This is a genomic window from Corynebacterium tuberculostearicum, from assembly GCF_030229345.1.
In the GTDB taxonomy this organism is placed as follows: Bacteria; Actinomycetota; Actinomycetes; order Mycobacteriales; family Mycobacteriaceae; genus Corynebacterium; species Corynebacterium tuberculostearicum_G.
Map to the genome: position 1 here is coordinate 114,669 of NZ_JASPGP010000004.1, position 22,056 is coordinate 136,724.

The 22,056-nt window shown below is 61.2% G+C and carries 21 protein-coding genes, 4 tRNA genes and 1 pseudogene; 17 read left to right on the top strand and 9 right to left on the bottom strand.

Features of this window, described 5'->3' with window-relative positions; genetic code table 11:
* Positions 1 to 23 precede the first annotated feature (23 nt).
* Both QP884_RS04305 and QP884_RS04310 read left to right on the top strand, forming a co-directional pair.
* Positions 24 to 1,223, top strand: a complete 1,200-nt coding sequence (locus QP884_RS04305; protein WP_269953680.1) for a glycosyltransferase family 4 protein — start codon at positions 24 to 26, stop codon at positions 1,221 to 1,223.
* 11 nt (positions 1,224 to 1,234) lie between these two features.
* A complete protein-coding gene (locus tag QP884_RS04310; protein WP_284820921.1) occupies positions 1,235 to 1,924 on the top strand; it encodes a demethylmenaquinone methyltransferase in 690 nt (229 codons plus the stop codon).
* 37 nt (positions 1,925 to 1,961) lie between these two features.
* Here QP884_RS04310 and QP884_RS04315 read toward each other — a convergent pair whose 3' ends face one another.
* The gene (locus QP884_RS04315; RefSeq protein WP_284820922.1) at positions 1,962 to 3,227 is read right to left on the bottom strand and encodes a geranylgeranyl reductase family protein; all 1,266 of its coding nucleotides are present in this window, start codon (positions 3,225 to 3,227) and stop codon (positions 1,962 to 1,964) included.
* A gap of 97 nt (positions 3,228 to 3,324) precedes the next feature.
* On the opposite strand from QP884_RS04315, the gene QP884_RS04320 reads away from it, so the two are divergent.
* From QP884_RS04320 to QP884_RS04330, 3 genes are all read left to right on the top strand, one after another.
* Positions 3,325 to 4,329 (top strand): polyprenyl synthetase family protein, encoded by a 1,005-nt coding sequence (locus tag QP884_RS04320; RefSeq protein WP_049377874.1) that lies wholly within the window; start codon positions 3,325 to 3,327, stop codon positions 4,327 to 4,329.
* A 110-nt stretch (positions 4,330 to 4,439) separates the two neighbouring features.
* Positions 4,440 to 4,521 (top strand) — tRNA-Tyr (locus QP884_RS04325).
* Positions 4,522 to 5,022: 501 nt separating this feature from the next.
* On the top strand, positions 5,023 to 5,199 hold the full coding sequence (locus tag QP884_RS04330; RefSeq protein WP_023020515.1) for a hypothetical protein: 177 nt from the start codon (positions 5,023 to 5,025) through the stop codon (positions 5,197 to 5,199).
* A gap of 126 nt (positions 5,200 to 5,325) precedes the next feature.
* On the opposite strand, the gene QP884_RS04335 is transcribed toward QP884_RS04330, so the two are convergent.
* From QP884_RS04335 to deoD, 4 genes and pseudogenes are all read right to left on the bottom strand, one after another.
* Complete coding sequence (locus tag QP884_RS04335) at positions 5,326 to 6,906, bottom strand: phospho-sugar mutase (protein WP_284820924.1); 1,581 nt, start codon at positions 6,904 to 6,906, stop codon at positions 5,326 to 5,328.
* Positions 6,907 to 6,909: 3 nt separating this feature from the next.
* Positions 6,910 to 7,557, bottom strand: a complete 648-nt coding sequence (deoC, locus tag QP884_RS04340) for a deoxyribose-phosphate aldolase (RefSeq protein WP_284820925.1) — start codon at positions 7,555 to 7,557, stop codon at positions 6,910 to 6,912.
* Positions 7,558 to 7,568: 11 nt separating this feature from the next.
* Positions 7,569 to 8,935, bottom strand: a pseudogene (locus tag QP884_RS04345) (MFS transporter).
* A gap of 16 nt (positions 8,936 to 8,951) precedes the next feature.
* Complete coding sequence (gene deoD, locus QP884_RS04350) at positions 8,952 to 9,677, bottom strand: purine-nucleoside phosphorylase (RefSeq protein ID WP_284820927.1); 726 nt, start codon at positions 9,675 to 9,677, stop codon at positions 8,952 to 8,954.
* Between the two features lie 442 nt (positions 9,678 to 10,119).
* On the opposite strand from deoD, the gene QP884_RS04355 reads away from it, so the two are divergent.
* The 7 genes from QP884_RS04355 to rplA all read left to right on the top strand — a co-directional run bounded on the left by QP884_RS04355 (position 10,120) and on the right by rplA (position 13,505).
* Positions 10,120 to 10,195: transfer RNA gene (locus tag QP884_RS04355), tRNA-Thr, on the top strand.
* A gap of 38 nt (positions 10,196 to 10,233) precedes the next feature.
* Positions 10,234 to 10,305 (top strand) — tRNA-Met (locus tag QP884_RS04360).
* A 140-nt stretch (positions 10,306 to 10,445) separates the two neighbouring features.
* Positions 10,446 to 10,518, top strand: a tRNA-Trp gene (locus tag QP884_RS04365).
* Positions 10,519 to 10,725: 207 nt separating this feature from the next.
* Complete coding sequence (secE, locus tag QP884_RS04370) at positions 10,726 to 11,058, top strand: preprotein translocase subunit SecE (RefSeq protein WP_204610288.1); 333 nt, start codon at positions 10,726 to 10,728, stop codon at positions 11,056 to 11,058.
* 128 nt (positions 11,059 to 11,186) lie between these two features.
* Entirely contained in the window at positions 11,187 to 12,116 is a 930-nt protein-coding gene (gene nusG / locus QP884_RS04375; RefSeq protein ID WP_284820929.1) for a transcription termination/antitermination protein NusG, read from the top strand.
* A 172-nt stretch (positions 12,117 to 12,288) separates the two neighbouring features.
* Positions 12,289 to 12,732 (top strand): 50S ribosomal protein L11, encoded by a 444-nt coding sequence (rplK, locus tag QP884_RS04380; protein ID WP_005327961.1) that lies wholly within the window; start codon positions 12,289 to 12,291, stop codon positions 12,730 to 12,732.
* Positions 12,733 to 12,800: 68 nt separating this feature from the next.
* Positions 12,801 to 13,505, top strand: a complete 705-nt coding sequence (gene rplA / locus QP884_RS04385) for a 50S ribosomal protein L1 (RefSeq protein WP_005322897.1) — start codon at positions 12,801 to 12,803, stop codon at positions 13,503 to 13,505.
* 84 nt (positions 13,506 to 13,589) lie between these two features.
* Here rplA and QP884_RS04390 read toward each other — a convergent pair whose 3' ends face one another.
* From QP884_RS04390 to QP884_RS04405, 4 genes are read right to left on the bottom strand one after another with little or no spacing between them, the layout of a single operon-like run.
* Positions 13,590 to 14,978, bottom strand: a complete 1,389-nt coding sequence (locus tag QP884_RS04390; protein ID WP_284820930.1) for a Y4yA family PLP-dependent enzyme — start codon at positions 14,976 to 14,978, stop codon at positions 13,590 to 13,592.
* Positions 14,975 to 16,276, bottom strand: a complete 1,302-nt coding sequence (locus tag QP884_RS04395; protein WP_284820932.1) for an FAD/NAD(P)-binding protein — start codon at positions 16,274 to 16,276, stop codon at positions 14,975 to 14,977. The genes QP884_RS04390 and QP884_RS04395 overlap by 4 nt, the downstream gene beginning before the upstream one ends.
* Positions 16,273 to 17,289, bottom strand: coding sequence for a pyridoxal-phosphate dependent enzyme (locus QP884_RS04400; RefSeq protein ID WP_284820933.1), 1,017 nt, complete (start codon positions 17,287 to 17,289; stop codon positions 16,273 to 16,275). The genes QP884_RS04395 and QP884_RS04400 overlap by 4 nt, the downstream gene beginning before the upstream one ends.
* A 32-nt stretch (positions 17,290 to 17,321) precedes the next feature.
* A complete protein-coding gene (locus QP884_RS04405) occupies positions 17,322 to 18,626 on the bottom strand; it encodes a cryptochrome/photolyase family protein (RefSeq protein ID WP_284820934.1) in 1,305 nt (434 codons plus the stop codon).
* A gap of 314 nt (positions 18,627 to 18,940) precedes the next feature.
* On the opposite strand from QP884_RS04405, the gene rplJ reads away from it, so the two are divergent.
* The 5 genes from rplJ (at position 18,941) to QP884_RS04430 (ending at position 21,760) form a co-directional block, all read left to right on the top strand.
* Complete coding sequence (gene rplJ, locus QP884_RS04410; RefSeq protein WP_005322886.1) at positions 18,941 to 19,462, top strand: 50S ribosomal protein L10; 522 nt, start codon at positions 18,941 to 18,943, stop codon at positions 19,460 to 19,462.
* Between the two features lie 88 nt (positions 19,463 to 19,550).
* Positions 19,551 to 19,940, top strand: coding sequence for a 50S ribosomal protein L7/L12 (gene rplL, locus QP884_RS04415; RefSeq protein WP_284820937.1), 390 nt, complete (start codon positions 19,551 to 19,553; stop codon positions 19,938 to 19,940).
* A 203-nt stretch (positions 19,941 to 20,143) separates the two neighbouring features.
* Entirely contained in the window at positions 20,144 to 20,365 is a 222-nt protein-coding gene (locus QP884_RS04420; RefSeq protein WP_232619486.1) for a type II toxin-antitoxin system RelE/ParE family toxin, read from the top strand.
* The gene (locus tag QP884_RS04425) at positions 20,340 to 20,672 is read left to right on the top strand and encodes a HigA family addiction module antitoxin (RefSeq protein WP_250409854.1); all 333 of its coding nucleotides are present in this window, start codon (positions 20,340 to 20,342) and stop codon (positions 20,670 to 20,672) included. Before QP884_RS04420 ends, QP884_RS04425 begins: the two co-directional genes overlap by 26 nt.
* A 71-nt stretch (positions 20,673 to 20,743) precedes the next feature.
* Entirely contained in the window at positions 20,744 to 21,760 is a 1,017-nt protein-coding gene (locus QP884_RS04430) for a DUF3068 domain-containing protein (protein WP_284820939.1), read from the top strand.
* Positions 21,761 to 22,056: the final 296 nt, after the last annotated feature.

Here is a 22,056-nt window from a genome sequence, read left to right on the forward strand (position 1 = left end):
AGAAAATGGGCCATGATGGTGGCATGCGTGTTGCGATCGTGGCTGAATCCTTCCTCCCCAATGTCAATGGTGTGACCAACTCCGTGCTGCGCGTTTTGGAGCACCTGCACGAGACCGGCCAAGAGGCCATCGTCATCGCGCCGGGCGCCCGTGAGGGACAAGAAGAAATCCCGGACTACCTAGGATTTCCCATCTACCGTGTGCCCACCGTGCGCGTGCCGCTGGTGGATTCGCTGCCGGTGGGCGTGCCTACCACGGCGGTCGATGAGGCGCTGCGCGATTTCAAGCCGGATATCATCCACCTAGCCAGCCCCTTCGTACTCGGCGCTGCTGGCGCTTTCTCCGCCCGCCAGCAGCGCGTGCCCGCCGTGGCGTTGTACCAGACCGATGTTGCCGGTTTTGCCACCAAGTACCATGCCTCCGCGCTGGCCTATGGCGTGTGGGAGTGGCTGCGCACGATTCATAACTCCTGCCAGATGACGCTGGCACCGTCCTCGCTGACCATCCGGGACTTGGAAAAACACCACATCAAGAACGTGCGCCACTGGGGGCGTGGCGTGAACGCGGAGCTATTCCATCCGTCCAAGCGCTCTGACGAGCTGCGCCGCAGCTGGGATCCGAGCGGCACCAAGAAAGTGGTTGGTTTCGTGGGCCGCCTCGCCGCGGAAAAGGGCGTGCACCGCCTCTCGGCGCTCAACGGCCGTGAGGATATTCAGCTGGTCATCGTGGGTGATGGGCCGGAGCGTCCACTGTTGGAAGCCCAGCTGCCCGGCGCCGTTTTTACCGGTGCGCTGTCCGGCGAAGACCTCGCCGCCGCCTATGCTTCCTTGGACGTCTTTGTCCACGCCGGCGAGTTCGAGACCTTCTGTCAGTCCATCCAGGAGGCGCAGGCCTCCGGCGTGCCGACCATCGGGCCGCGGGCCGGTGGCCCGGTAGACCTCATCGACGAGGGCTATAACGGCCTGCTGCTGGAGGTAAAGACCTTTGTGGAAGACCTCCCCAATGCGGTGGACGCTCTGCTCAATCCGGAGATCCACCAAGAGATGCGGGACAATGCCCGCGAATCCATTTCTTCTAAGACGTGGAAGGCGCTGTGCGAGCAGCTCGTGGGCTATTACGAAGAGGTACTGGAGGATACTCGCCGGGTGCCGCTGACCATTCTGGGCCAGCGTCCGGAGCTGCCGCGATGGGCGGCTCGTGCCCTTGGCGCCCGCGTAGCCTAGACTGATCATTTGTGTCTAAGGCAGATCTGGATAAAAAGCCCTTCGATGTGGCGCGCATGTTTGACGCCGTGGGCGAGAAATACGACCTCACCAATACCGTGCTGTCCTTTGGGCAGGACGCGCACTGGCGCAAGCGCACCCGCGAGCGTTTGAACCTTAAGCCGGGCGAGAAGGTCCTCGACCTTGCAGCGGGTACCGCCGTGTCCACCGTGGAACTTTCTAAGTCCGGTGCGTGGTGTGTGGCGTGTGATTTCTCCCGTGGCATGCTGGCCGCTGGCCGTGAGCGCGATGTGCCCAAGGTGGCTGGCGATGGCATGCAGCTGCCGTTTGCGGATAACACCTTTGACGCCGTGACCATCTCCTATGGCCTGCGCAATATCCACGACTTTGAGCTCGGCCTGCGCGAAATGGCGCGCGTGACCAAGCCGGGCGGGCGCCTTGCGGTGGCGGAGTTTTCCACCCCGGTGGTACCGATTTTTGGCACCGTGTACAAGGAATACTTGATGCGTCTGCTCCCGCCGGTAGCGCGCCTGGTCTCTTCTAATCCAGATGCTTATATCTACCTCGCGGAATCCATTCGCGCGTGGCCCGGGCAGGAGGAGCTTGCCGCGGTTATCAATCGCAATGGCTGGGCCGAGGCCGGCTGGCAGAACCTTACCTTCGGCATCGTGGCGCTGCACTCGGCGGTAAAGCCAGCCTAGGCGCCGCTCCCTCGCGCCCGGGGGAGCGGCGGGGAGGCTATGCCGCGGTCGAATCCCAGAGGGGCGTATCGCGGCGAAGGGACGAGACCGTGCGGCCGGCGGCGCGCCAGCTGCGTGCGATGAGGTCGCGGTCATCGTCAGTAATGAGGTTGCCCATCAGGCGCGCGGCGGCCGGCATGAGCACGCGGCCGATGGGCCCGCGCAGGGCCAGTGGACCGGCCAGCGGTAAGAACTGCGGATAAGTAAGCAGGCGCGCGGCCGTGCGGGCCAAGAGGAAGGACTCGCCGTAGTGCTCGCGCAGGACGGCCGGCCAGGCCAGGGTGAAATCCTTCGGGCCGAGTAGGTTCACGGCCAGCGCGGCCGTCTCCAAGCCGTAGTCGATGCCCTCGCCATTGAGGGGATTGATGCAGGCCGCGGCATCACCAATGATCATCCAATTGGCGCCGGCCACGTTGGACACCGCGCCGCCCATGGGCAGTAGGGCAGAGGTAACGTGCTCAATCTCGCCGAGTCCCCACTCGGGTCGCTGTTGGGCGGCGTAGAACTCGAGCAGCTTCTTGGTGTTGATCTTGGCGGGGCGCTGCGCGGTCGACAGCGCGCCGAGGCCGATGTTGACCTGGCCTAGCTCGGGGCCGAGCGGGAAGATCCAACCGTAGCCGGGCTGCACCTCGCCTTCTTCGTCCTTGAGCTCAACGTGGGAGTGCATCCACGGCTCAGTGGCATGGGTGGAGGAAGCATAGGAGCGTGCGGCAATGCCATAGACCTCCTCGCGGTGCCAGGTGCGGCCGAGTTTCTTGCCAAAGGTAGAGCGCACGCCATCGGCCACGATGACCCACTTGGCATGCACGGTGGCCTCACCCACGCGGAAGGAGGTCACGCGGTTGCCCTCGAGCACCGGATCGGTGGCGGGGGTGCCGGTGAGGAGGGTGGCGCCGGCGTTGCGGGCGACGTCGGCAAGCAGGGCATCAAAGCGGAAGCGCGGCAGGGCCGTACCCACTTGGGAGGGATAGGTCTCCGGCCAGGGCGCGGTAATATCGCCGCCGTATCCGTGCAGCTTCAGGCCGCGATTGCGGTAGGAGGAGTTGACCGCAATGCCGAGCTCAGCAAGCTGGTGCATCGCGCGCGGGGTAAGCCCGTCGCCGCAGGTTTTATCGCGGGGAAACGTCGCGGAATCAATAAGGAGGGTGTCATAGCCGGCGCGTGCGGCATGAATCGCGGCGGCGGCTCCGGCAGGCCCAGCGCCAATGATGGCGACCTCGACATAGGTTTGGGAATCGATCTGCTCCGACATGAGGACTATCATTGCATGAGTTCGACCCCTCGAGTGTGTTTAGGGGCGCAGTTTGGACTACGGTAGGTAGTCGATTATCTCTGGCTTTTAGTTGCAAGGACACTATTTAATGACTCACGGTCAATCGCATGCCACGCACGTGGATCTTGGTGATCCGCAGCTCAATGAGCGCATTGGTGCGGGCATGGAAGCAGTAGAAGACAAGCTGCGCAGTGAAATCGACCGCGGCCAGGACTTCTTGAAGGACAAGGTCAGCCACCTGTCTAAGGCCGGTGGCAAGCGCTTTCGCCCCATGATGGCGCTGCTGGCCTCCGAGTATGGTTCGCGTCCGGGCTGCGAAGAGGTGGTTAAGGCCGCCACCGTCGTGGAGATGGTGCACGTCGCCACGCTTTATCATGACGATGTCATGGATGAGGCGGACCGCCGCCGCGGTGTGGAATCTGCCAATTCGCGGTGGAATAATTCCGTGGCCATTCTCGCTGGCGATGCACTCTTGGCGCATGCCTCCCGCCTTATGAGTGAGCTGGATACTCACACGGTGGGCCACTTTGCCGATACCTTTGAAGAGCTGGTTACCGGCCAGATGCGCGAGACCATCGGCGCGGGTGAGGCCAATGCCGTGGAGCACTACACGGCCGTTATCCGTGAAAAGACCGCGGTGCTCATCGCCTCTGCTGGCTACTTGGGTGCCTACCACTCCGGTGCCTCGGCCGAGCATGCCGCAGCCCTGCACCGCATTGGTGGTGCCATTGGCATGATCTTCCAGATTGTGGACGATGTCATCGACATCTTCTCTGACCCAAAGGAGTCCGGTAAGACCCCGGGTACGGACCTGCGCGAGGGCGTCTTTACCCTGCCGGTTCTCTATGCCTTGGAGGAAGAGGGCGAAGTGGGCGACAAGCTGCGTGAGCTGCTTACTGGTCCGCTGCATTCCGACGCCGAGGTGGAGCGCGCCATCGAGCTCCTGCACCAGTCTGGCGGCCGTCAGAAGGCGCTGGAGGACATCAATGCCTACCTGCGCACGGTGGAGGAACAGCTTGCCGTGTTACCGGAGAACTCCGCGAGCCAGGCCCTGCGCCAATTGGCGGATTACACCGTGCGTCGCGTGGGCTAGCTGCTTGGCGATGCCCCCTCTTTTCCCGCCCATTCTTCCCCCATGCGCTGGCGATTTGTAGGTGGGAGGGTGGTTCGTAGTAAAGTACTTACTCGCACCACACAGTGCATGCCAGGTTGCCCGAGCGGCCAAAGGGAGCGGACTGTAAATCCGCCGGCATTGCCTTCAGAAGTTCGAATCTTCTACCTGGCACAGAAAGAACCCCGCAAGCAAAAGCTTGCGGGGTTTCGTCGTACCTGCGGCTGTGGGGCGGATGCTACCGGCAGGGCGCCTGTCTGCGGGAGCCTTGAGCCCTGTGGAACACCGCATAGGCTCCAACGAGGAATACAGCTAGGAATACCCCAGCGATCTTGAAGTAGAAAAATCCATTTCCTAATCTACGAGAAATATCTGGCAATGAGGTGGAATCCGATCCCGCCAGAGCCTTGGCCACGTATACCGCATTCAAACCGCCAATGAAAAAGCCGAGGCAGAGCAATAATGAAATACCAACTGCAATCTTTAGCAAAACTGTTAGGGATGAATGGTGGGGTTCTGTACTCATCTAATTCCTCTCATCTTGGTCTTCAGGACCAGCAAACTACACCTTTCTGAGGCGCTGTGCACCAACAGGCGTGCTCGGTAGCCATACCATCAGTCGCAGAAAGTCACTGTAGAGATGAAGGTATGGGGTTTAGCGATAGGATATGGGATATGAAGAAGATCCGAACGATGCTGGACGGGGTAAACGAGATTCATCTTTTTCAAAGCCAGCGAGTAGCGCAGGCAGCGCAGCAAGCGCATCTGCGCAATCGGACTCGCAGTTATCGGGCGCACCGGAAAATAAACGCAGCGATTTCCCACCAGCTGGAGGAGCGCTCCCTGGCGTAAATAGCCTTTCTAACCTTGATGCCCCGTTGTCGTGGGACTGGCGGCAGCAAGCCCACTAGTCCGCACCCTCATTGGCCCTAAGCAATCTCGGAAGGACCAGATGGAGAGTGCGGAGCGGGGAGGGGTTTAAATCCCGAAGTAGGCGCGCAGGTCGGCCGCAATAGCATCGAGGCGGTCGGCATCGGGGGATTCGAGGTAGCACTTCAGCTTCGGCTCGGTGCCGGAAGGGCGCACGATGACTCGGTCGTCGTTGTCGGTGAAGAACTTGGAGCCTTGGGCGAATTTCTCTACCTTTGCTACGGGGGAGCCAGCCAGTTCGGTGGGCGGGGTGGAAGCGACCTTATCCATCGCTTGGGCGATGATGCTGAGGTCATCGACGCGGAAGGTCAGCGGCTGGGTATAGAGGGCACCCACGGCGGCGTAGATGCCTTCTAGGCGCTCTAGCAAGGTGGTTCTTGCGGCCTTGCACTCGGCCGCGAGGCTGGCGAGCACTACGGAGGTAGCGACGCCGTCCTTATCGCGGACAGCGGTGGGGTCCGGGCAGAAACCAATGGCCTCCTCATAACCAAACGCGAGGTCTGGGGCGCGGGCAATCCACTTGAAACCGGTGAGGGTCTCCTCGTGGCCGAGGCCATAGTGGGCGGCGATGCGCCCGAGCAGGCGGGAGGAGACGAGCGAGTTGGCGAAGTTGCCTGTCGCACCCTGGCGGGCAAGATAATCGTCCAAGAGGGCGCCGGTTTCATCGCCGGTGAGCTGGCGCCACGTGCCCGAGGAAGTGGGCACGGCGGCGGCGCAGCGATCCGCATCCGGGTCATAAGCGATAAGAATATCGGCGCCGATTTCCTCAGCGTGGCGGATGCCCAAGTCGAGGGCGCCAGGCTCTTCCGGGTTGGGGAAGGAAACGGTGGGGAAATCAGGATCCGGTTGGGCCTGCTCAGGAACCAGGGAGACGCGGAACCCGCAGCGGGTCAGGAGCTTTTCGCCCAAGGCCGCACCGACGCCGTGCATGGCGGTCAGAGCGATGGTGACATCGGTATGTGCGCCCACGAGCTGCGCGGCGCGGTCGAGGTACTCGGCGCGGGTATCGACATCCTCGATGTTCTCGGTGGATAGCGGGACTTCATCGGCATGGGGTGCCGCGGCGATAGCGGTGGCGATTTCGGCATCGGCGGGAGAGACCAGCTGCACGCCTTCTGCCGGCCCAGTGGCGATGCGGCCGCCAAGGTAGACCTTGTAGCCATTATCGGCCGGTGGGTTATGCGAGGCAGTGACCATAATGCCGGCATCAGCCTTGAGCGAGCGGACCGTGAAGGCGGTCAGCGGGGTGGGGTTCTGCGCCGGCAGAACCAAGGCCTTGCCACCGGCCGCGGAGATGACCTGGGCGGCATCGCGCTGGAACTGCGCGGAGCCGTGGCGGGCATCGCAGCCAATGGCGACGACCGGGGTGTCCACGTGCTGTTTGAGCCAGGAGATAAGCCCATAGGTGGTGCGGATGACCACGGCGCGATTCATGCGAGACTCGCCCGCGCCCACGGCGGCGCGCAGGCCTGCGGTGCCGAAGGCGAGGGGACCGGCGAAGGCGGCGGCGAGCTCGTCAGTATTGCCCTCTTCAATCCAGGTCATCACTTGGCGGGCGGTGTCCGGATCGGGGTCGTGCTCGGCCCAGGTGCGGGCGTAGTCATAATCCACGGCGGCGGCTTTCGACATGGCTTAAAGCTCCTCGAGGATCTTGGCGGAGGCAGACAGGCCTAGGCGGGTTGCGCCGGCCTCAATCATGGCCAAGGCGTCCTTGGCGGTGCGGATGCCGCCAGAGGCCTTGACGCCTAGCTTGTCGCCTACGGTCTCGCGCATGAGCTTAACGGCGTGTACGGACGCGCCGCCGGCCGGGTGGAAACCAGTGGAGGTCTTGACAAAGTCCGCCTGGGCGGCTGCGGCGGCCTTGCAGGCGAGGACAATGGCGTCGTCGGAAAGCGCGGCAGACTCGATGATGACCTTGAGTACCTTGCCTGGAATGGCATCGCGCACGGCCTGGATTTCGGCCTGCAGATCCTCGGCGCGGCCTTCGATGGCCAGCGGGATATTGATGACCATGTCCACCTCTTCGGCGCCATCGGCAACCGCGCGGGCCGCCTCAGCGGCCTTAATCTCCGGCTTTACGGCGCCGGAAGGAAAACCCACGACGGTGGCGATGCGCAGCGAATCAGGAGCCTCGATGGGCAGGGCGGACGGGGAAACGCAGACGGAGTAGGTGCCCAGCTCGGCCGCCTCATTCACCAAGGCGCGGAACTGATCCGGGGTGGCCTCCGGCTTGAGCAGGGTGTGGTCGATGATGGATGCAACGTTGGTGCGGGAAGTCATAATTGTTCTCCTTAGCGGGTGAGGCGGGATTCGGAACGGGCCATCTTGAGGTCAGAGACGATATACAGGGCAATGCCGATGGCGGCGACGGCCGCGAGGATCCACAGCACGGTGTTATAGCTGGTGAGGTCCTGCAGCTTTGCCGCATAGGCAATGCCCAGCGGGATGGCGATATTGATGGTCAGGTTATAAAAGCCGATGGCGATGCCGGACTTGGCGGCGGCGATATTGCGCAGCGCGGTATTGACCAGCGGGGCGTACATCAGCGCAAAGCCGGAGGCAAAGGCCACGATGGCGAGAATGAGTACGGCGACGTGAAGCTGCACAAAGAGCGCGGCCGCCACCAGCGCGCCGGCAACCAGGGCGAAGGCGGTGTAGATGGTGGCGCGGGAGGATAAAACGGCACCGATCTTGCCGGAGAAAATGCCGATGAGGATGGCGCAAATATAGCCCGGGATCATCAGCAGGGAGGCCTTATCGATGTTCATGCCGTGCAGGTCATGTGCGGCAAATGGCAGCAGGAAGATAAAACCCATCTGGGTGGAGTAGACGAAGAAGACCATGAGGATGGTCCACACGTAGCGGCCGTTAGTAAAGAACTCCGGGGTGACCACGGGGTGCTTGGCGCGGCCGATGTGGATGATGAAGCCTACGACGCCAAGGGCGGCAAAGATGAGCCATGCCCAGTTAAATTCTTGCATGAACATGGTCAGGCCGGTGGCGAAGACCGCGATGAAAAACAGGCCTAGGGCGTCGAGGTGGCCTTCCACAGCCTCATCTTCTGGTACCAGCTTGATAATCGGCGGGATGGCCAGGATAAGGATGAGCGGGATGAGGAACATCGCCGTCCACGAGACATAAGTGGAAATAAAGCCGGAGGTCAACGCGCCGATGAGCAGGCCGGCCTGGAAGGCGGCGGTGGAAAAGCCGAGGTAGGTCTTTTGATCGGCCTCGCTCAAGTGCTTGTTACGTAAATGACATAGAGCGTCTCCGCGGCGGCAAGGCCGGTGGTCTGGATGAGGCGGCCGGTAAGCACCATGGGCCAGAAGCTAGAAAAGGCGAAGGCCAAAAGCGAGCCCACGGCGATGAGGACCACGCCGGTGAGCATGAGCTTGCGGATGGAGATGGAATCCGCCAGCGCGGCGTAGACTACGGCGCCGATGCCGATGATCACGCCGGCGAGGGAAGCCTGGAGGGAGGCGGTTTTAACGGAGATGTCCAGCGCCTGGGCGATCGGCATGGTCATCGTCTTAAAGCCATTATCAATAACCAGCGAGAAGACGAAGACAAAGAGCAGGATAGGTACGGCAACCTTAGGGTTTATCGCGGAGCCTGTCCGCTTGTCCTGCGGGGAAGCGGTGGGGTGGGTGGAAGTCACGGGGGAGAGGGTCCTTTTAGTCGAGCGCGTTCAGGGGAAGCGCGAGTTCAATCATGGTGCGGAAGGCGGTCTGGCGCTCTTCCGCGGAGAGGTGGGTATCGTGCACCAAGTTGTCGGAGACGGTGAAAAGGCCCAGCGCGTCTACGCCGGCCTCAGCCGCGGTGGCATAAAGCGCTGCGGATTCCATCTCTACGCCGAGCACACCCATGTGCGCCCAGCGCTCGTTCACGCTCTGGTCAAAGTTGTAGAAGATATCCGAGCTCAAAATATTGCCCACGTGGATGTGGGCCTGCTGCTTCTCGGCCTGATCCACCAAGGCCTTGAGGAGCTTCCACGAGGCGGTCGGGGCGTAGCTGCCCGGCAGGTTGTACTGGCTCAAGAAGTTGGAATCGGTGGAGGCCGACGATGCGACGATGACATCGTGCAGCTCAATGTCTTCCTGCATGGCGCCAATGGAACCGACGCGGATGAGCTTCTTTACGCCGTAGTTGTGGATGAGCTCCCAGGAGTAGATGCCGATGGAGGGAATGCCCATGCCGGAGCCCATGACGGAGATGGGCTTGCCATTAAAAGTACCGGTAAACCCCAGTATATTGCGCACACCGTTGAACTGGACGGTATCTTCCAGGAAGTTCTCGGCGATGAACTTCGCGCGCAGCGGGTCACCGGGCAGGAGGATGGTTTCCGCAATGGGCGCGCCCTGCGGATTGATGTGTGGGGTGGCAATATCGGTAGCGGACATATCTGCGCTCCTCGGCATGGGGTGGGGGGATTTTACAGACTAAGCTTAAACCCTCAGGGCCCCGAATCAATGGCCGTATTTGCAGCTTTTCAACAACTGCGGAAAGCCTTACTGGACTCAGCCACCAGCGTGTGTGCCGCGGTCACTGCCGGCGGTGAGTAGTGCCACGCTTGCCGACGCCCCTTTTTCCCACAACCGCCCAATCCACATGCCTTCGCACGGCTGCCGGCGCACGGTAGGCGGCGTGGCCGAGCGACCCGCAGGGGTAGGCTGCCATGCTGTTTGTCTAACTGCCTTCAAAAGGCGAGAAAAGGTGTCACAGGAGCTAAGCATTTTTACGCTCTGACGTGGCGATTTGTGTAAAACGTTGAAAGCGGGTTAGATTATTGGAGTCCGCAACGGAGAGCACAACGAAATAGCGATGTGTTCAACGCTAGGATGTGCCCCCTTAGCTCAGTCGGCAGAGCGTTTCCATGGTAAGGAAAAGGTCGACAGTTCGATTCTGTCAGGGGGCTCCATTCATGTTCGGAGGAAGAAATTCCCCCAAGGTGAATATGGCGGTGTAGCTCAGTGGTAGAGCAAGCGACTCATAATCGCTGTGTCGCGAGTTCAATTCTCGCCATCGCTACCGGGAAAGAAAGGCGCCCGCAGGGCGCTTTTTTATTACCGCGCTGAAGGCAGTCCAGGCTGTGCCTAGTTTCGGATTGGAACTATGGCTCTGGTAAGGTCTTCAACGCTTGATGCTGAGGCATCAAGGAATAAAAGAATAGGGGCGTGGCGCAATTGGTAGCGCAACGGTCTCCAAAACCGTAGGTTGCAGGTTCGAGTCCTGTCGCCCCTGCATAGTAAACCCCGTCACCTCAGGTGGCGGGGTTTCTTCATACCCTATTTTCTTCGTGACGCTTAGCCCGCCCACATGTTGTCAAGGCCACGTCCGGCAAATGCCGTGGTCAGCTTTTCATGCTGTGTAAGCTTTGCTAGGGTTGACAAAGTTATGGAGGTGCGCGTTAAGCGCCCTATTAGATTTAGTTCCCAAGGAGGGTTAGCTGTGAGCGATGAGCAGCAGCCGAAGAATTCGGGTGCATCGCGCCCGACCGGTAAGCGTCAGCTCTCTGGTGCGGCTACCACGTCCTCCGCGGACTACGCCGATAAGCACGTCGTCCGCGTCGAGGATAAGAACCACGATGACACCCCAGGTGGTGGCGTAGCCGCCTTCCCGGGCGAGGTCGCATCCGAGATGAAGAAGGTGGTGTGGCCTACCGCTAAGGAGATGCTGCAGTACACCCTCATTACCTTTGCGTTCCTTATCGTGCTGACCGTTTTGGTCTGGGGCGTTGACACCCTGGCTGGTCTCGGAGTTGAGCAGGTTCTCTCAGATTAGTAAGATAAGCGCATAATCTTTTATCCCGCTGTTTCCGCTTAAAGGAACGGCGGGATACTTTTTGCCCATACGCGGGCGGGTAGGCTGGTCCTACGCAACGCGCCGAGGAATTTTTTGGAGTAAGAATTATGAGCGACGAGAACAACGTCGAAACCGTAGGCACCTCCCTGGAAGAGGCAATGCAGTCCAACGTGCAGGAGCAGGCGGCAGAGCACGCTAGCTCCGTAGAAGAAGCACAGCAGGAGGACGCTACCCCAGCCGCTCTAGCAGCGGAAGAAGCTGAAGGAACGGCTGAGTCCACTGACGCTGCAGGCGAGTCCGCCGAGTCCACCAACGCGGCGGAACCGGCAGCGACCGAAGCGGAGGCCGAGGGCGCAGCCCCTGAGACCAGCGAAGACGAGTCCGAGGATGCCGCCTACCGCAAGCGCCTGCGCGCCTTTACCCGCGAACTGAAGAAGCAGCCGGGACAGTGGTACATCATCCAGTGCTACTCCGGCTACGAAAACAAGGTAAAGACCAACCTGGACATGCGCGCCCAGACCCTCGAGGTAGAAGACTCCATCTTCGAGGTCGTTGTTCCCATTGAGCAGGTCCTGGAGACCAAGGACGGCAAGAAGAAGATTGTGAAGCGCAAGCTGCTACCGGGCTACGTCCTGGTTCGCGCTGAGCTTAACGACGCCGCATGGTCCGTCATCCGCGAAACCCCAGGCGTGACCTCCTTCGTGGGCAACGAAGGCAACGCCACCCCGGTCAAGACCCGCGACGTGGCAAAGTTCCTCATGCCCAACGAGGCTCCGACCACCAAGGGCGATGCTGCCCCGAACGAGGCAGAGGGCGAGCAGGTTGTGGCTATGCCGGAGAAGGAAGTGGCCAAGAAGTACGCGCACGATTTCGAGGTGGGCGAGGCCGTGACCATCCTGTCCGGCCCGCTGGCCGCCGTATCTGCGACCATTTCCGAGATCGACCCGGAGACCGGCAAGATGCAGGGCTTGGTATCCATCTTCGGCCGCGAGACCCCGGTGGAGCTGTCGCCGACCGAGATCGAGCGCATCTCCTAAAAAGTGATTTTGTGCAGGGCGCACGGTGTTCTAAACTGGAACGCCGTGCGCCTTTGGCGTGCGTATAAGAAAACGTTTCATCCTCCGGTGGCCCACTGAAGGTGAGCATCCGGACGGGATCCCGTTATTCATCGTGGCGGACATCCCGGTAACACAGGAAAGAGGTAATTCGATGGCTCCTAAGAAGAAGGTATCCGGCTTCATCAAGCTGCAGATCGAGGCAGGCGCCGCTAACCCAGCACCGCCAGTTGGCCCGGCACTGGGTGCCCACGGCGTCAACATCATGGAGTTCTGCAAGGCTTATAACGCCGCTACCGAGAACCAGCGTGGCAACGTGGTTCCGGTTGAGATCACCGTCTACGAGGACCGTTCCTTCGACTTCAAGCTGAAGACCCCGCCGGCAGCTAAGCTGCTGCTGAAGGCCGCTGGCATCAAGAAGGGATCCGGCGTCCCACACACCGACAAGGTCGGCTCTGTGTCTTGGGATCAGTGCAAGGAAATCGCAGAGACCAAGTTTGCGGACCTGAACGCACGTGACATCGAGAACGGCGCTCGCATCATCGCCGGTACCGCCCGCTCCATGGGCATCACCGTTGATGGCGCACCGGAGAAGTAAAAACTTTATGTGGTAGGGCCAGCTACGGCCCGCCGAACACCACACCAATCCAGAAAAGGAATTGTTAAATGAGCACCAAGTCTAAGGCTTATAAGGCCGCTGCGGAACTGGTAGATAAGTCCCGCCTGTACCGTCCGATCGAGGCCACCAAGCTGGCCAAGGAGACCTCCTCCAAGAACTTCGACGCCACCGTTGACGTCGTCTTCCGCCTGGGCGTTGACCCGCGCAAGGCTGACCAGCTGGTTCGCGGCACCGTTTCTCTGCCTAACGGCACCGGTAAGGACGTTCGCGTTGCTGTCTTCGCTGAGGGCGAGAAGGCTACCGCCGCTCAGGAAGCTGGCGCTGACATCGTTGGCACCGCTGAACTGATCGAGCAGATCAACGAGGGCAACATCGACTTCGACGTTGCTATCGCTACCCCGGATCAGATGGCCAAGGTTGGCCGCGTTGCTCGCGTCCTGGGCCCGCGTGGTCTGATGCCGAACCCGAAGACCGGCACCGTTACCGCAGACGTTGCTAAGGCAATCTCTGAGGTTAAGGGCGGCAAGATCTCCTTCCGCGTTGATAAGGCTGCTAACCTGCACGCCATCATCGGCAAGGCATCCTTCGATGCTGAGAAGCTGGCTGAGAACTACGGCGCCCTCATGGACGAGATCCAGCGTCTGAAGCCTTCTTCCGCTAAGGGCATCTACATCAAGCGCGCTACCATCTCCACCACCTCCGGCCCGGGCATCCCGGTTGACGGTTCCGTGGTTAAGGATTACACCGCGTAAGCAGTTCTAACGCACTGCGTTCAAAGTTAAAGGGCCTCGAGGAATTCCTCGAAGCCCTTTTGCTATGTCTTAGCCCGTCTGCAGCTACACGGCGTCAATATCGTCTGGCACCCAATCGCCGCCGTCGGAGTAGACGTTGCGTGCCAAAGGAATCTGGTGCGAAGCAGACTCCAAGATGTGCATAAAATACCCGGCTGTATTCGGAATGGCGAGGGTGTCTCCTACGGCGATGCCCTCCGGGAAGTCCAGTTCGCGGCGCAGGATAACCTCGTCTTCAATGCAGTAGGCACCCACCACAAAGCCGGTGCGTGGCTCACGGGAGATTTCCTTTACCGGCCCAGCCGTAGGTACCAAGAGAGGATCGAGCAGGATGTCATCTGCGGCGGTCCGGCACTGGGTGCGATTCATCGCCACGCCGATCAGGGGCAGGCCATCGGAGCGTTCTTTGAGAAAGCTCACCTCGGCGAGGATGACTCCACAGCCGTCGAGGAGGCTGCGGCCGGGCTCTAGATGTAGGGCGATGTCCCGCTCGCGCAGCGCCGTGCCAGCGGTGCCGTAGCCGGGGACATCACCGGAGAGGAGCTGGTCCAGCCACTGACCGCGCGTCGGCTCCTGCCAGAAGGGGTAAGTATTGGACAGTGGATCCGCTTTCCACGTGAACGGTTCTCCGGTACCAGCGCGTTGGGAGGCGATGCGCTCGAGGTAATTCTCCCACTGCTCGCGGGATTCTAGGTAGCTCATGGGCACTCCGCCGCCGATATCGATGAAACTAGCGGGCTGGCCCAATGCGCGGAGGTGCTCGACCAAGGAAATTGCCTCTGCCAGGGCGGTTCGCCGGTCGGCTTCGCTATAGCCGTGCAGGTGCACGTGGACGCCTACAGCACGAAGTTCCTTTGGCCACTCGGCTTGCCGCCATGCCGGCAGACTTTCCCCGAAGCGGGTGGGAGGTAGGGAGTCCGGATCTGGAGCGAGGCGTGGCGCCACGTGGGCGGTGGTTTCTAAAGCCTGCGCGATGGCGGCGATGCGATGGGACTCGGCGCGAGAATCACAAGAGATAGTAACTCCCCGCGAAACCGCGAGGCGGAGCAAGCCATCGGTTTTAATAGCGGCGCTGAGGATGATGCGCTCGGGGGCGACACCGCGGTCGAGCACTTGGCGGAGCTCATTCTCGCTGGCTACATCCACCCCGAGTCCGGCATCGCGTGCAGCATCGACAAAACACAGAGCCTTATTGGCCTTGCGTGCGAAAAATACCTGAGTCTCCACGCCGTGGGAAGCGCCCGCATCGAGCAACTCCTGGGCATTGTGGCGCAGCGGAGCGGGATTCAACACATTCACCGGAGAACCGTAGCGCGAGGTGAATGCGCTGACGTGCTGCGGGTTTTCGACGAGCTCACGCATCCACCGTTCCCACCGGGCGCGCAAGGGGACGGTGCCGTGGACGGGTAGTGGCTCTACAGGGGTGGTGGTCATGGGTTTCCTACTTTCTCTGCCCAGCGGGGGATGTCATCGTGCACGGAACGGTTAAGGGAGTCATGGCCGGGCAGGGAGAGCTCATTCATCCGGCCAATTTCCACCACGCCAGCAACGTCGTGGAAGGGGGAGGGGGTGGCTTGGGGAGCAACGGTGGCGTCAATAAGCAGGTCCACGCCGCCCTTTTCCCGCCAGGAATCTATCTGCCCAGGCGTGCCTAGGTAGTCGGTATTCACCACACCGGAGTGGATCAGCTCGAGCAGATGCCTAGCTGTGACCGGTGGCGGACCAAAAGCCACGCGCTCAAGGGTGCGTGAAAGCTCGCGGAAGCCGGGCATGGGGCCATGCGCCTTGTGCCAATCGACGCAGTCTTGGAATACCACACGAAACGCCGCGCCTACGGCCGCGGCCGGGGTGAGTGGACCGGTACCTTCGGCCGCACGGAGGGAAGCCTCGAGCTCAGCGACGGCATCGCCGGTGAAATCCTGACCGTCGATAACGGTGCCGAGTTCTGCAGTTGAGAAGTTACCGAATTCGCTTGCAGCCCCAATGAGGATCTCACGCAGCTCCGCGGCGTTGTCGATATGCGCGCAGGCCTGCCGCCACCGCGCTGACACCTCCGGCAGCGATGTCTCCGGGGAGGGCTTGACCTCCATAAAGCGCCCGCTGCGGCTAACCGGGTAAATGGTTTCGGCGGTATCGCCATACAGCAGGCACACATCGATGAAGCTTAGGGCGGCACCGCGAACGCCGATTCGCCGTGCGGAGCTGGGGAGATCGGCACCGAAGTAGAGACCGGTGACCGGTACGCACGAGGCCTCATAGGCCAAGGAACCGGCGTGGAGATGGTCGTGGCCGGTGCAGACTAGGACTTCGTCGAAGGGGGCGCCATCGACCATGAACCCTTCTCCTTCGGCGCTTACCGCGGTCACGCGGTGCGGCAGGTGCCGGATGCGAACGTGGGCCGGCGCGCGGCGCACTGCCGCGGACCAGGTATCGGCGAGAAACTGGCCTACCTGAGCCCGCGGCGGGAAGGCATCGGTGGTGTCTTCGCCTCGGCGGGCACGCCACGCGTTGAAACTATCGTGGGCCGTGGTGACGATGGCGCAGTTGACGTTGAGGCGCCACTGCGGTGGCTGCTGCGGGCGGTAGACGGCGCCCGCACCGGCGGGGTAGGGGTCAAAGACGGTCACATCAAGGGGAACGCGGGCGCGCTTGATGAGTTCCTCTACGGCCCAAAGTCCACGCGGGCCACCTCCAATGATGGCAATGCGGCGGGCAAGACGAGAAGAGGTCACTGCGCCGACCCTTCGATGCGCGCGGCAAGTTCAGCGGGCGAAATGTCAAAGTTTTCGCACACCCAGGAATCGTTATAGATGGTGTCGAGGTAAGGCTGGCCGGCGTCGTGCAGCACGGCAACCACTTCGGCCCCTGCCGGTAGGGAGGGCGCGAGGCGTTGGAAGGCGGCGATGACGGCACCACCGGAAGCGCCAGGCAGTAGGCCCTCTGCTTGGGCGAGCTGTCGGGCGGCAACGATGGCATCGAGGTCCGGAACCCGCTCCACGGAAGAAGGCGAGAACTTGGTGGATAGCTCGGTCACGATACCTGCACCGTAGCCGGGCAACATGCGGGTGCCACGCTCACCACCAAAAAGTACGGAGCCTTCGGCATCAACGCCGATTGTGTGGGTGTCGGCGCCCAACTCGGTGAGCTTGCGTACGCAGCCGCCAAGGGTTCCGGTGGTGCTCATAGCCACGAGCAGGTGGCTGGGCGCCTGGCCGAGCTGGTCCAGAATCTCCGCCATAGTGCCCTCCGCGTGGGCGTGGAAGGCGGCTTCATTGGAGTACTGGTTGAGGTTGAAAGAATCGGGGATCTCTTCCAAAAGCTCGGCCACGCGGGTGCGGCGGGCGGTGAGCCAATCGCCGGTTTCTGGATCGGGGTGGTCGAGCAATTCCACGTGTGCGCCGTAGGCCCGCATGGTAGCCACCGTGGAGGCGTTGACTCGCGGATCCACCACGCAATGGAACTTCATCCCCTGGAGCGGGGCTTGGCGAGCTAGCGCCATGCCCAGGTTGCCGGAGGAAGATTCCACCAGCGTCGAACCCGGGCGGATATCGCCGGCTTCGAGGGCTGCCTGGATCAGTGCTCGTGCCGTCCGGTCTTTTGCAGAACCGCCGAGGTTGAATTGTTCGAGTTTGAGATAGAGGTGGACATCCGGCCGGGGACTAATCGCCTCCACTCGCATGAGTGGGGTGTTGCCAATGGGCGGGTGCGCTTGAGAATGAATCCTGGGGCTCATCATTGGCCCCATGGTAGACCTTTACGTCCACCTTTTCCGCCGGCTTAGTCCTTGATCTCCGCATAGGCATCGAGGGCGGCCTGGCGCGATTCCTTCAGGTCCACGATTGGTGGGGCGGACAGTGCCGGTGCCCAGCGGCGCACGTACTCGCCGTCGGGATCGAAGCGCTGGGCCTGCGTTTCGGGGTTGAAGATGCGGAAGAAGGGCGCGGCGTCATCGCCGCAGCCGGCCACCCACTGCCAATTAAACGGGTTGGAGGCGGCATCGGCGTCCACCAAGGTGTCCCAGAACCATTCTTCGCCCAGGCGCCAGTGGATGCCTAGGTTCTTGGTGAGAAAAGAGCCCACCACCATGCGCACGCGGTTGTGCATATACCCGGTGGCCCATAGTTCGCGCATTCCGGCGTCGACAAGCGGAATGCCCGTAGTGCCGGCCTGCCAGTCTTTGAGCCGTGGGTCGTCCCAAGACCAGTCGAAGCGGTCGAATTTCTCCCGCACGTTCTCGGTGGCGAGATTGGGCAGGTGGTAGAGGCGGTGCCAGGCAAAGTCGCGCCACAGCAGCTCGGAGTGAAACTTGGCGGCCTCTGGCTCCTCGGCCGCGGCGAACCACACCTCGCGCGGGGAGACCTCGCCAAAGCGCAGGTGGGGCGAGAGCAGGGAGGTGGCATTGAGCGCGGGGATATCGCGTTCCTCGGCGTAGTTGGCTAGGTCCAGCTGGGCTAGTCGCTCGCGCGCGCCGGCCTCGCCGGGCGTCCAGTGCTCGGCCAGGGACGCTGCCCATACCGGTTCGGTGGGCTTGGGCCAGGCAGATGCACTGCTTGCCGACGCCCCCATCTCCGGCACCCCCTCCGGTTCATCTCCCGTCACCTGGGAGGCGGCGGCCTTGGAGAAGGGGGTAAAGACCTTATAGGGCTGGCCTTGGCCATTGGTGACCTCCCAGGGCTCCACCAGGGTGAATCCGGGCGAGGAGGTGGCAGTAATGCCCTGGGAGGTTAGGGTTTCCTTGACGCCGGCATCGACCTCGCGCAGCGGGCCGTGGTAGCGGCGGGTCCACGTGACGGTGGTGGCGCCCAGATCGGCGGCAAGGCGCGGGATTTCCTCGCGGGCATCGCCGGCGGCGCGAATGAGTTCTACGCCGTGGTCGGCAAGATCGCGGGCGAGGGCATAGAGGGAACGCTCGCGCCACCACGTGGTCGCGCCGCCCAGCGGGCGGGTGCCGGGATAGGCGGGCTCGTCGAGGACGACGGCGACCAAGGGGGTGTCGCCAAGCGAGGCGGCCTCGGCCGCGCGGGAAAGGGCCTGGTTATCGTGCAGGCGCAGGTCATCGCGGAACCACATCAGGCTGGTCATAGCGGCCATGCTACGCGGAGCACACGGTGATTTGGAGAAACCGCGGGTGGGGAGGTAGTGTTTTCCACGAAGTTTGAACGGCCACTTCACGGCCGAGTCAAAGTTCACCGAAGACCGTTGGTCATCCATTTGGATCGAAGGTTCTCCATCCTAGGAGGCGGCCCACGCAGGAGACACTTTGCGATTATTCGCGGCATTCTCTTATGTCGCGCGCCCTGTGCTCTTGCACGGGGCTTTTGTTGTTTCGGGCAACCGAAGCGAGGAAGGCCCCGGCGGAATAATAAAAGAGATGTTTTGGAAGGAGGCGAGAGACAATGGCAAACCCAAAGAACACTGCAGACCTGGCAGAGCTGAAGGAGAAGCTGGCTGGTGCTAACTCTGTTGTATTGACCGAGTACCGCGGCCTGACCGTATCCCAGCTGCAGGAGCTGCGTAACGATCTGGGCTTTGACGTTGAATACTCCGTCGCCAAGAACACCCTTTTCAAGATCGCTGCCAAGGAAGCTGGCATCGAAGGTCTTGATGATTTGCTGACTGGCCCGACCGCAATTGCGTTCATCAAGGGCGAGGCAGTGGATGCTGCGAAGGTCATCACCAAGTTCGCTGATGACAACAAGGCACTCATCATCAAGGGTGGCTACATGGACGGCAACGCACTGTCTGCCGACCAGGTTGAGGCCATCGCCAAGCTGGATAACCGCGAGACCACTCTCGCAAAGCTGGCTGGCGCTATGAAGGGTTCTATGGCGAAGGCAGCCGCTCTCTTCAACGCTCCTGCAACCAAGGCTGTACGCACCGTCGCAGCCCTGCAGGACAAGAAGGAAGCAGAAGCTTAAGTCGTCACAAAAGACGCACAATTACAACACCGTGTGCGCGGCATAAATCACGCGCAGCGCACACACAACACAGAAAGGACTTGCCATCATGGCTAAGCTCACCAAGGACGAGCTCATTGAAGCTTTCAAGGAAATGACCCTCATCGAACTGTCCGAGTTCGTTAAGGAATTTGAAGAGGTATTCGACGTTGAGGCTGCTGCTCCGGTTGCTGCTGTTGCAGCTGGCGCTCCGGCTGAGGGCGGCGCTGGTGCCGCTGAGGAGAAGACCGAGTTCGACGTCGTTCTGACCGACGCTGGCGCTAAGAAGATTGGCGTTATTAAGGCTGTCCGCGAGATCGTCTCCGGCCTGGGCCTGAAGGAAGCTAAGGAAATGGTCGAGGGTGCTCCTAAGGCTATCCTCGAGGGCGCTTCCAAGGACGACGCTGAGACTGTTAAGACCAAGCTGGAAGAGGCTGGCGCTTCCGTCGAGCTCAAGTAATTTCACTGAGCTTTACGCTTTCAAACCCCCACTCTTACCGCCGCGCGCGGTGGGAGCTGGGGGTTTCCTCGTTTTATGCTCGCGGGCGCTATGCGGGTAGTACAGCAATGGCCAGTAGTGTCAAAGTGTGACACTATGGCATTGTGGAGTTCAGGAGGGGTAGCTTAGAGCGCTTTCACACAGATGGTAAGGCGCCAAAGTACGTGCCCCCTGAACTGCGAAGGATACTGCGTCGCAAACTCATCATGATTGACCGAGCAGCCTCTCTTGCTGATTTGAGGATTCCACCAGCGAATCACTTAGAGAGGTTGAAAGGGCAGTGGGACGGATTTTATTCCATCCGTGTTAATGCGCAGTGGAGAGTAGTTTTTCGATGGACAGGGAAAGGAGCTGTGGACGTTGACTTCATCGATTATCACAAATGAGGGAGAGGAAGCCTCGGATATCGTCCCCGTTCCACACCCTGGGGAGGTCCTGCGCGAGGAGTTTCTGGAGCCGCTCGGACTTACTCAATACCGCTTAGCCAAGGATATTTTTAGCTCCAAGTCCCAAATTTCCAAGCTGGTGCGTGGGCGCATTGGGATTAGTGCGGAAATGGCGCTCCGTCTTTCCGCCTATTTTGGCAATTCGGCGGAGTTTTGGCTGGGGCTGCAAGAAGAGTTTGATCTCTGGTGCGCGCGGCAGACCACGGATACCAGCAGCATCATCGCTTGGAATACGCAGACGGCCTAAAACCAATCCGGCGTGGCGGGGCGGCCTGTAGAAACAGGGAATCGCCGCCACGGGTTGTAGAATTAGCCCCCATGCTGCCCAAGTCCCGCATTATTTCCGTCCTGCTCCTAGGCCTCGGCGTCGCGCTCATCGCCGCCGGAATTGTGGCGCCGGCGTTTTTGGATTACTCCCCGCGGCTGCCGCTGAACCTGAAAAACAGTACGTGGACACTGCACGATGATTCCGCGGATTCGCAGCAGCTGTCCAAGGACGGCACCGCGCCGTATTCGGGCCCCATGACCTACCAAATCAACATGGATATCCAAGAGCCCTCGGACGATGAGAAAGCCACCGTGCGCATCGGTGAGACCCGCATGCGCGGCGAAGGGGAGGGCCTTAATGACCTGAGTCAGGCCCAAGTGTGGACCTATCCCGTGGACCGCCTGAGCGGCGAGGCGGCGGGGGAGGCGTCGCTTAGCCATACGCTTGCTACGCCTTCGGATAAAGTCACGGTGGATGGCTACTGGCTCAAGTTCCCAGCAGGCGCAGAGAAGACCAACTACCCGGTCTTTGACCCGACGCTGCGCAAGGCCGTCGATGCAGTCTTTGAAGAAGAAACCACGATGGACGGCCGCACGGTCTACCGCTACCACCAAGAAATTGAGCCGACTAACGTGGCGCAACTATTTGCGGCCGATGGCAATACCACCAGCCTGCCCAAGGAAGACGGCGGCGAGGAGCAGGGCTACCTAACCCACTCCGGCAGCCGCGACTTCTACGTGGACCAACAAACCGGCCTCGTGGTGGGCATGGATATGGATATCGATGATTACTACGCGGACCGCGAGGGCGTGGGCCGCGAGCGCGCCTTCGTCTTTAATGGCTCTACCTCTGAAGAGGACCAGCAGGAGCTGCTCAAAGAGGCGGCAGATTTCCCGCGCGACCGCGTGGCGGAGATCGTGCGGTGGGGTGCCATCGGCCTCGGTGCACTTTTAGCCCTGCTCGGAATTATTGGCGCATTGGGCCTATTTGGCGGCAAGAATAAGCATGCCCGCTCGCGGCATAACCGTGGGCGCATCGGTGGAAGCGCGGTGCCGGCGAGCCGGTAAAAGCGCCGCTGGAAAACAAAATCGCCGCCGGGGTTGCGGCGTATTGAGATTTTAGTGGTAGGGTGCTCGGTGGTTGTCGCGCACAGTCGCGCGGCGTGGACGCGTTAGCGCCGCGGCGAGCACGAGCTTGCCCCCCTAGCGCGGTAGCGACACGCCCCAAGAGTGGTGTGTCTTTACATGGCAGGTCTTTTCCTATAAGCTGTTTCGTTGCGCTGGAATCTGGATCTTCGGTGCACATTTAGCCTTTCAGGCCGGTGATGGCAAAACCGACTTGACAAGGTGATTTTGTGCATTCT

Bases quoted from the DNA above. Each gene is read 5' to 3' on its own strand.
- QP884_RS04305 (WP_269953680.1), top strand. From the start codon at position 24: ATGCGTGTTGCGATCGTGGCTGAATCCTTCCTCCCCAATGTCAATGGT.
- QP884_RS04315 (WP_284820922.1), bottom strand. From the start codon at position 3,227: ATGATAGTCCTCATGTCGGAGCAGATCGATTCCCAAACCTATGTCGAG.
- QP884_RS04320 (WP_049377874.1), top strand. From the start codon at position 3,325: ATGACTCACGGTCAATCGCATGCCACGCACGTGGATCTTGGTGATCCG.
- QP884_RS04330 (WP_023020515.1), top strand. From the start codon at position 5,023: ATGAAGAAGATCCGAACGATGCTGGACGGGGTAAACGAGATTCATCTT.
- QP884_RS04335 (WP_284820924.1), bottom strand. From the start codon at position 6,906: ATGTCGAAAGCCGCCGCCGTGGATTATGACTACGCCCGCACCTGGGCC.
- deoC (WP_284820925.1), bottom strand. From the start codon at position 7,557: ATGACTTCCCGCACCAACGTTGCATCCATCATCGACCACACCCTGCTC.
- deoD (WP_284820927.1), bottom strand. From the start codon at position 9,677: ATGTCCGCTACCGATATTGCCACCCCACACATCAATCCGCAGGGCGCG.
- nusG (WP_284820929.1), top strand. From the start codon at position 11,187: ATGAGCGACGAGAACAACGTCGAAACCGTAGGCACCTCCCTGGAAGAG.
- rplK (WP_005327961.1), top strand. From the start codon at position 12,289: ATGGCTCCTAAGAAGAAGGTATCCGGCTTCATCAAGCTGCAGATCGAG.
- rplA (WP_005322897.1), top strand. From the start codon at position 12,801: ATGAGCACCAAGTCTAAGGCTTATAAGGCCGCTGCGGAACTGGTAGAT.
- QP884_RS04390 (WP_284820930.1), bottom strand. From the start codon at position 14,978: ATGACCACCACCCCTGTAGAGCCACTACCCGTCCACGGCACCGTCCCC.
- QP884_RS04400 (WP_284820933.1), bottom strand. From the start codon at position 17,289: ATGGGGCCAATGATGAGCCCCAGGATTCATTCTCAAGCGCACCCGCCC.
- QP884_RS04405 (WP_284820934.1), bottom strand. From the start codon at position 18,626: ATGACCAGCCTGATGTGGTTCCGCGATGACCTGCGCCTGCACGATAAC.
- rplJ (WP_005322886.1), top strand. From the start codon at position 18,941: ATGGCAAACCCAAAGAACACTGCAGACCTGGCAGAGCTGAAGGAGAAG.
- rplL (WP_284820937.1), top strand. From the start codon at position 19,551: ATGGCTAAGCTCACCAAGGACGAGCTCATTGAAGCTTTCAAGGAAATG.
- QP884_RS04430 (WP_284820939.1), top strand. From the start codon at position 20,744: ATGCTGCCCAAGTCCCGCATTATTTCCGTCCTGCTCCTAGGCCTCGGC.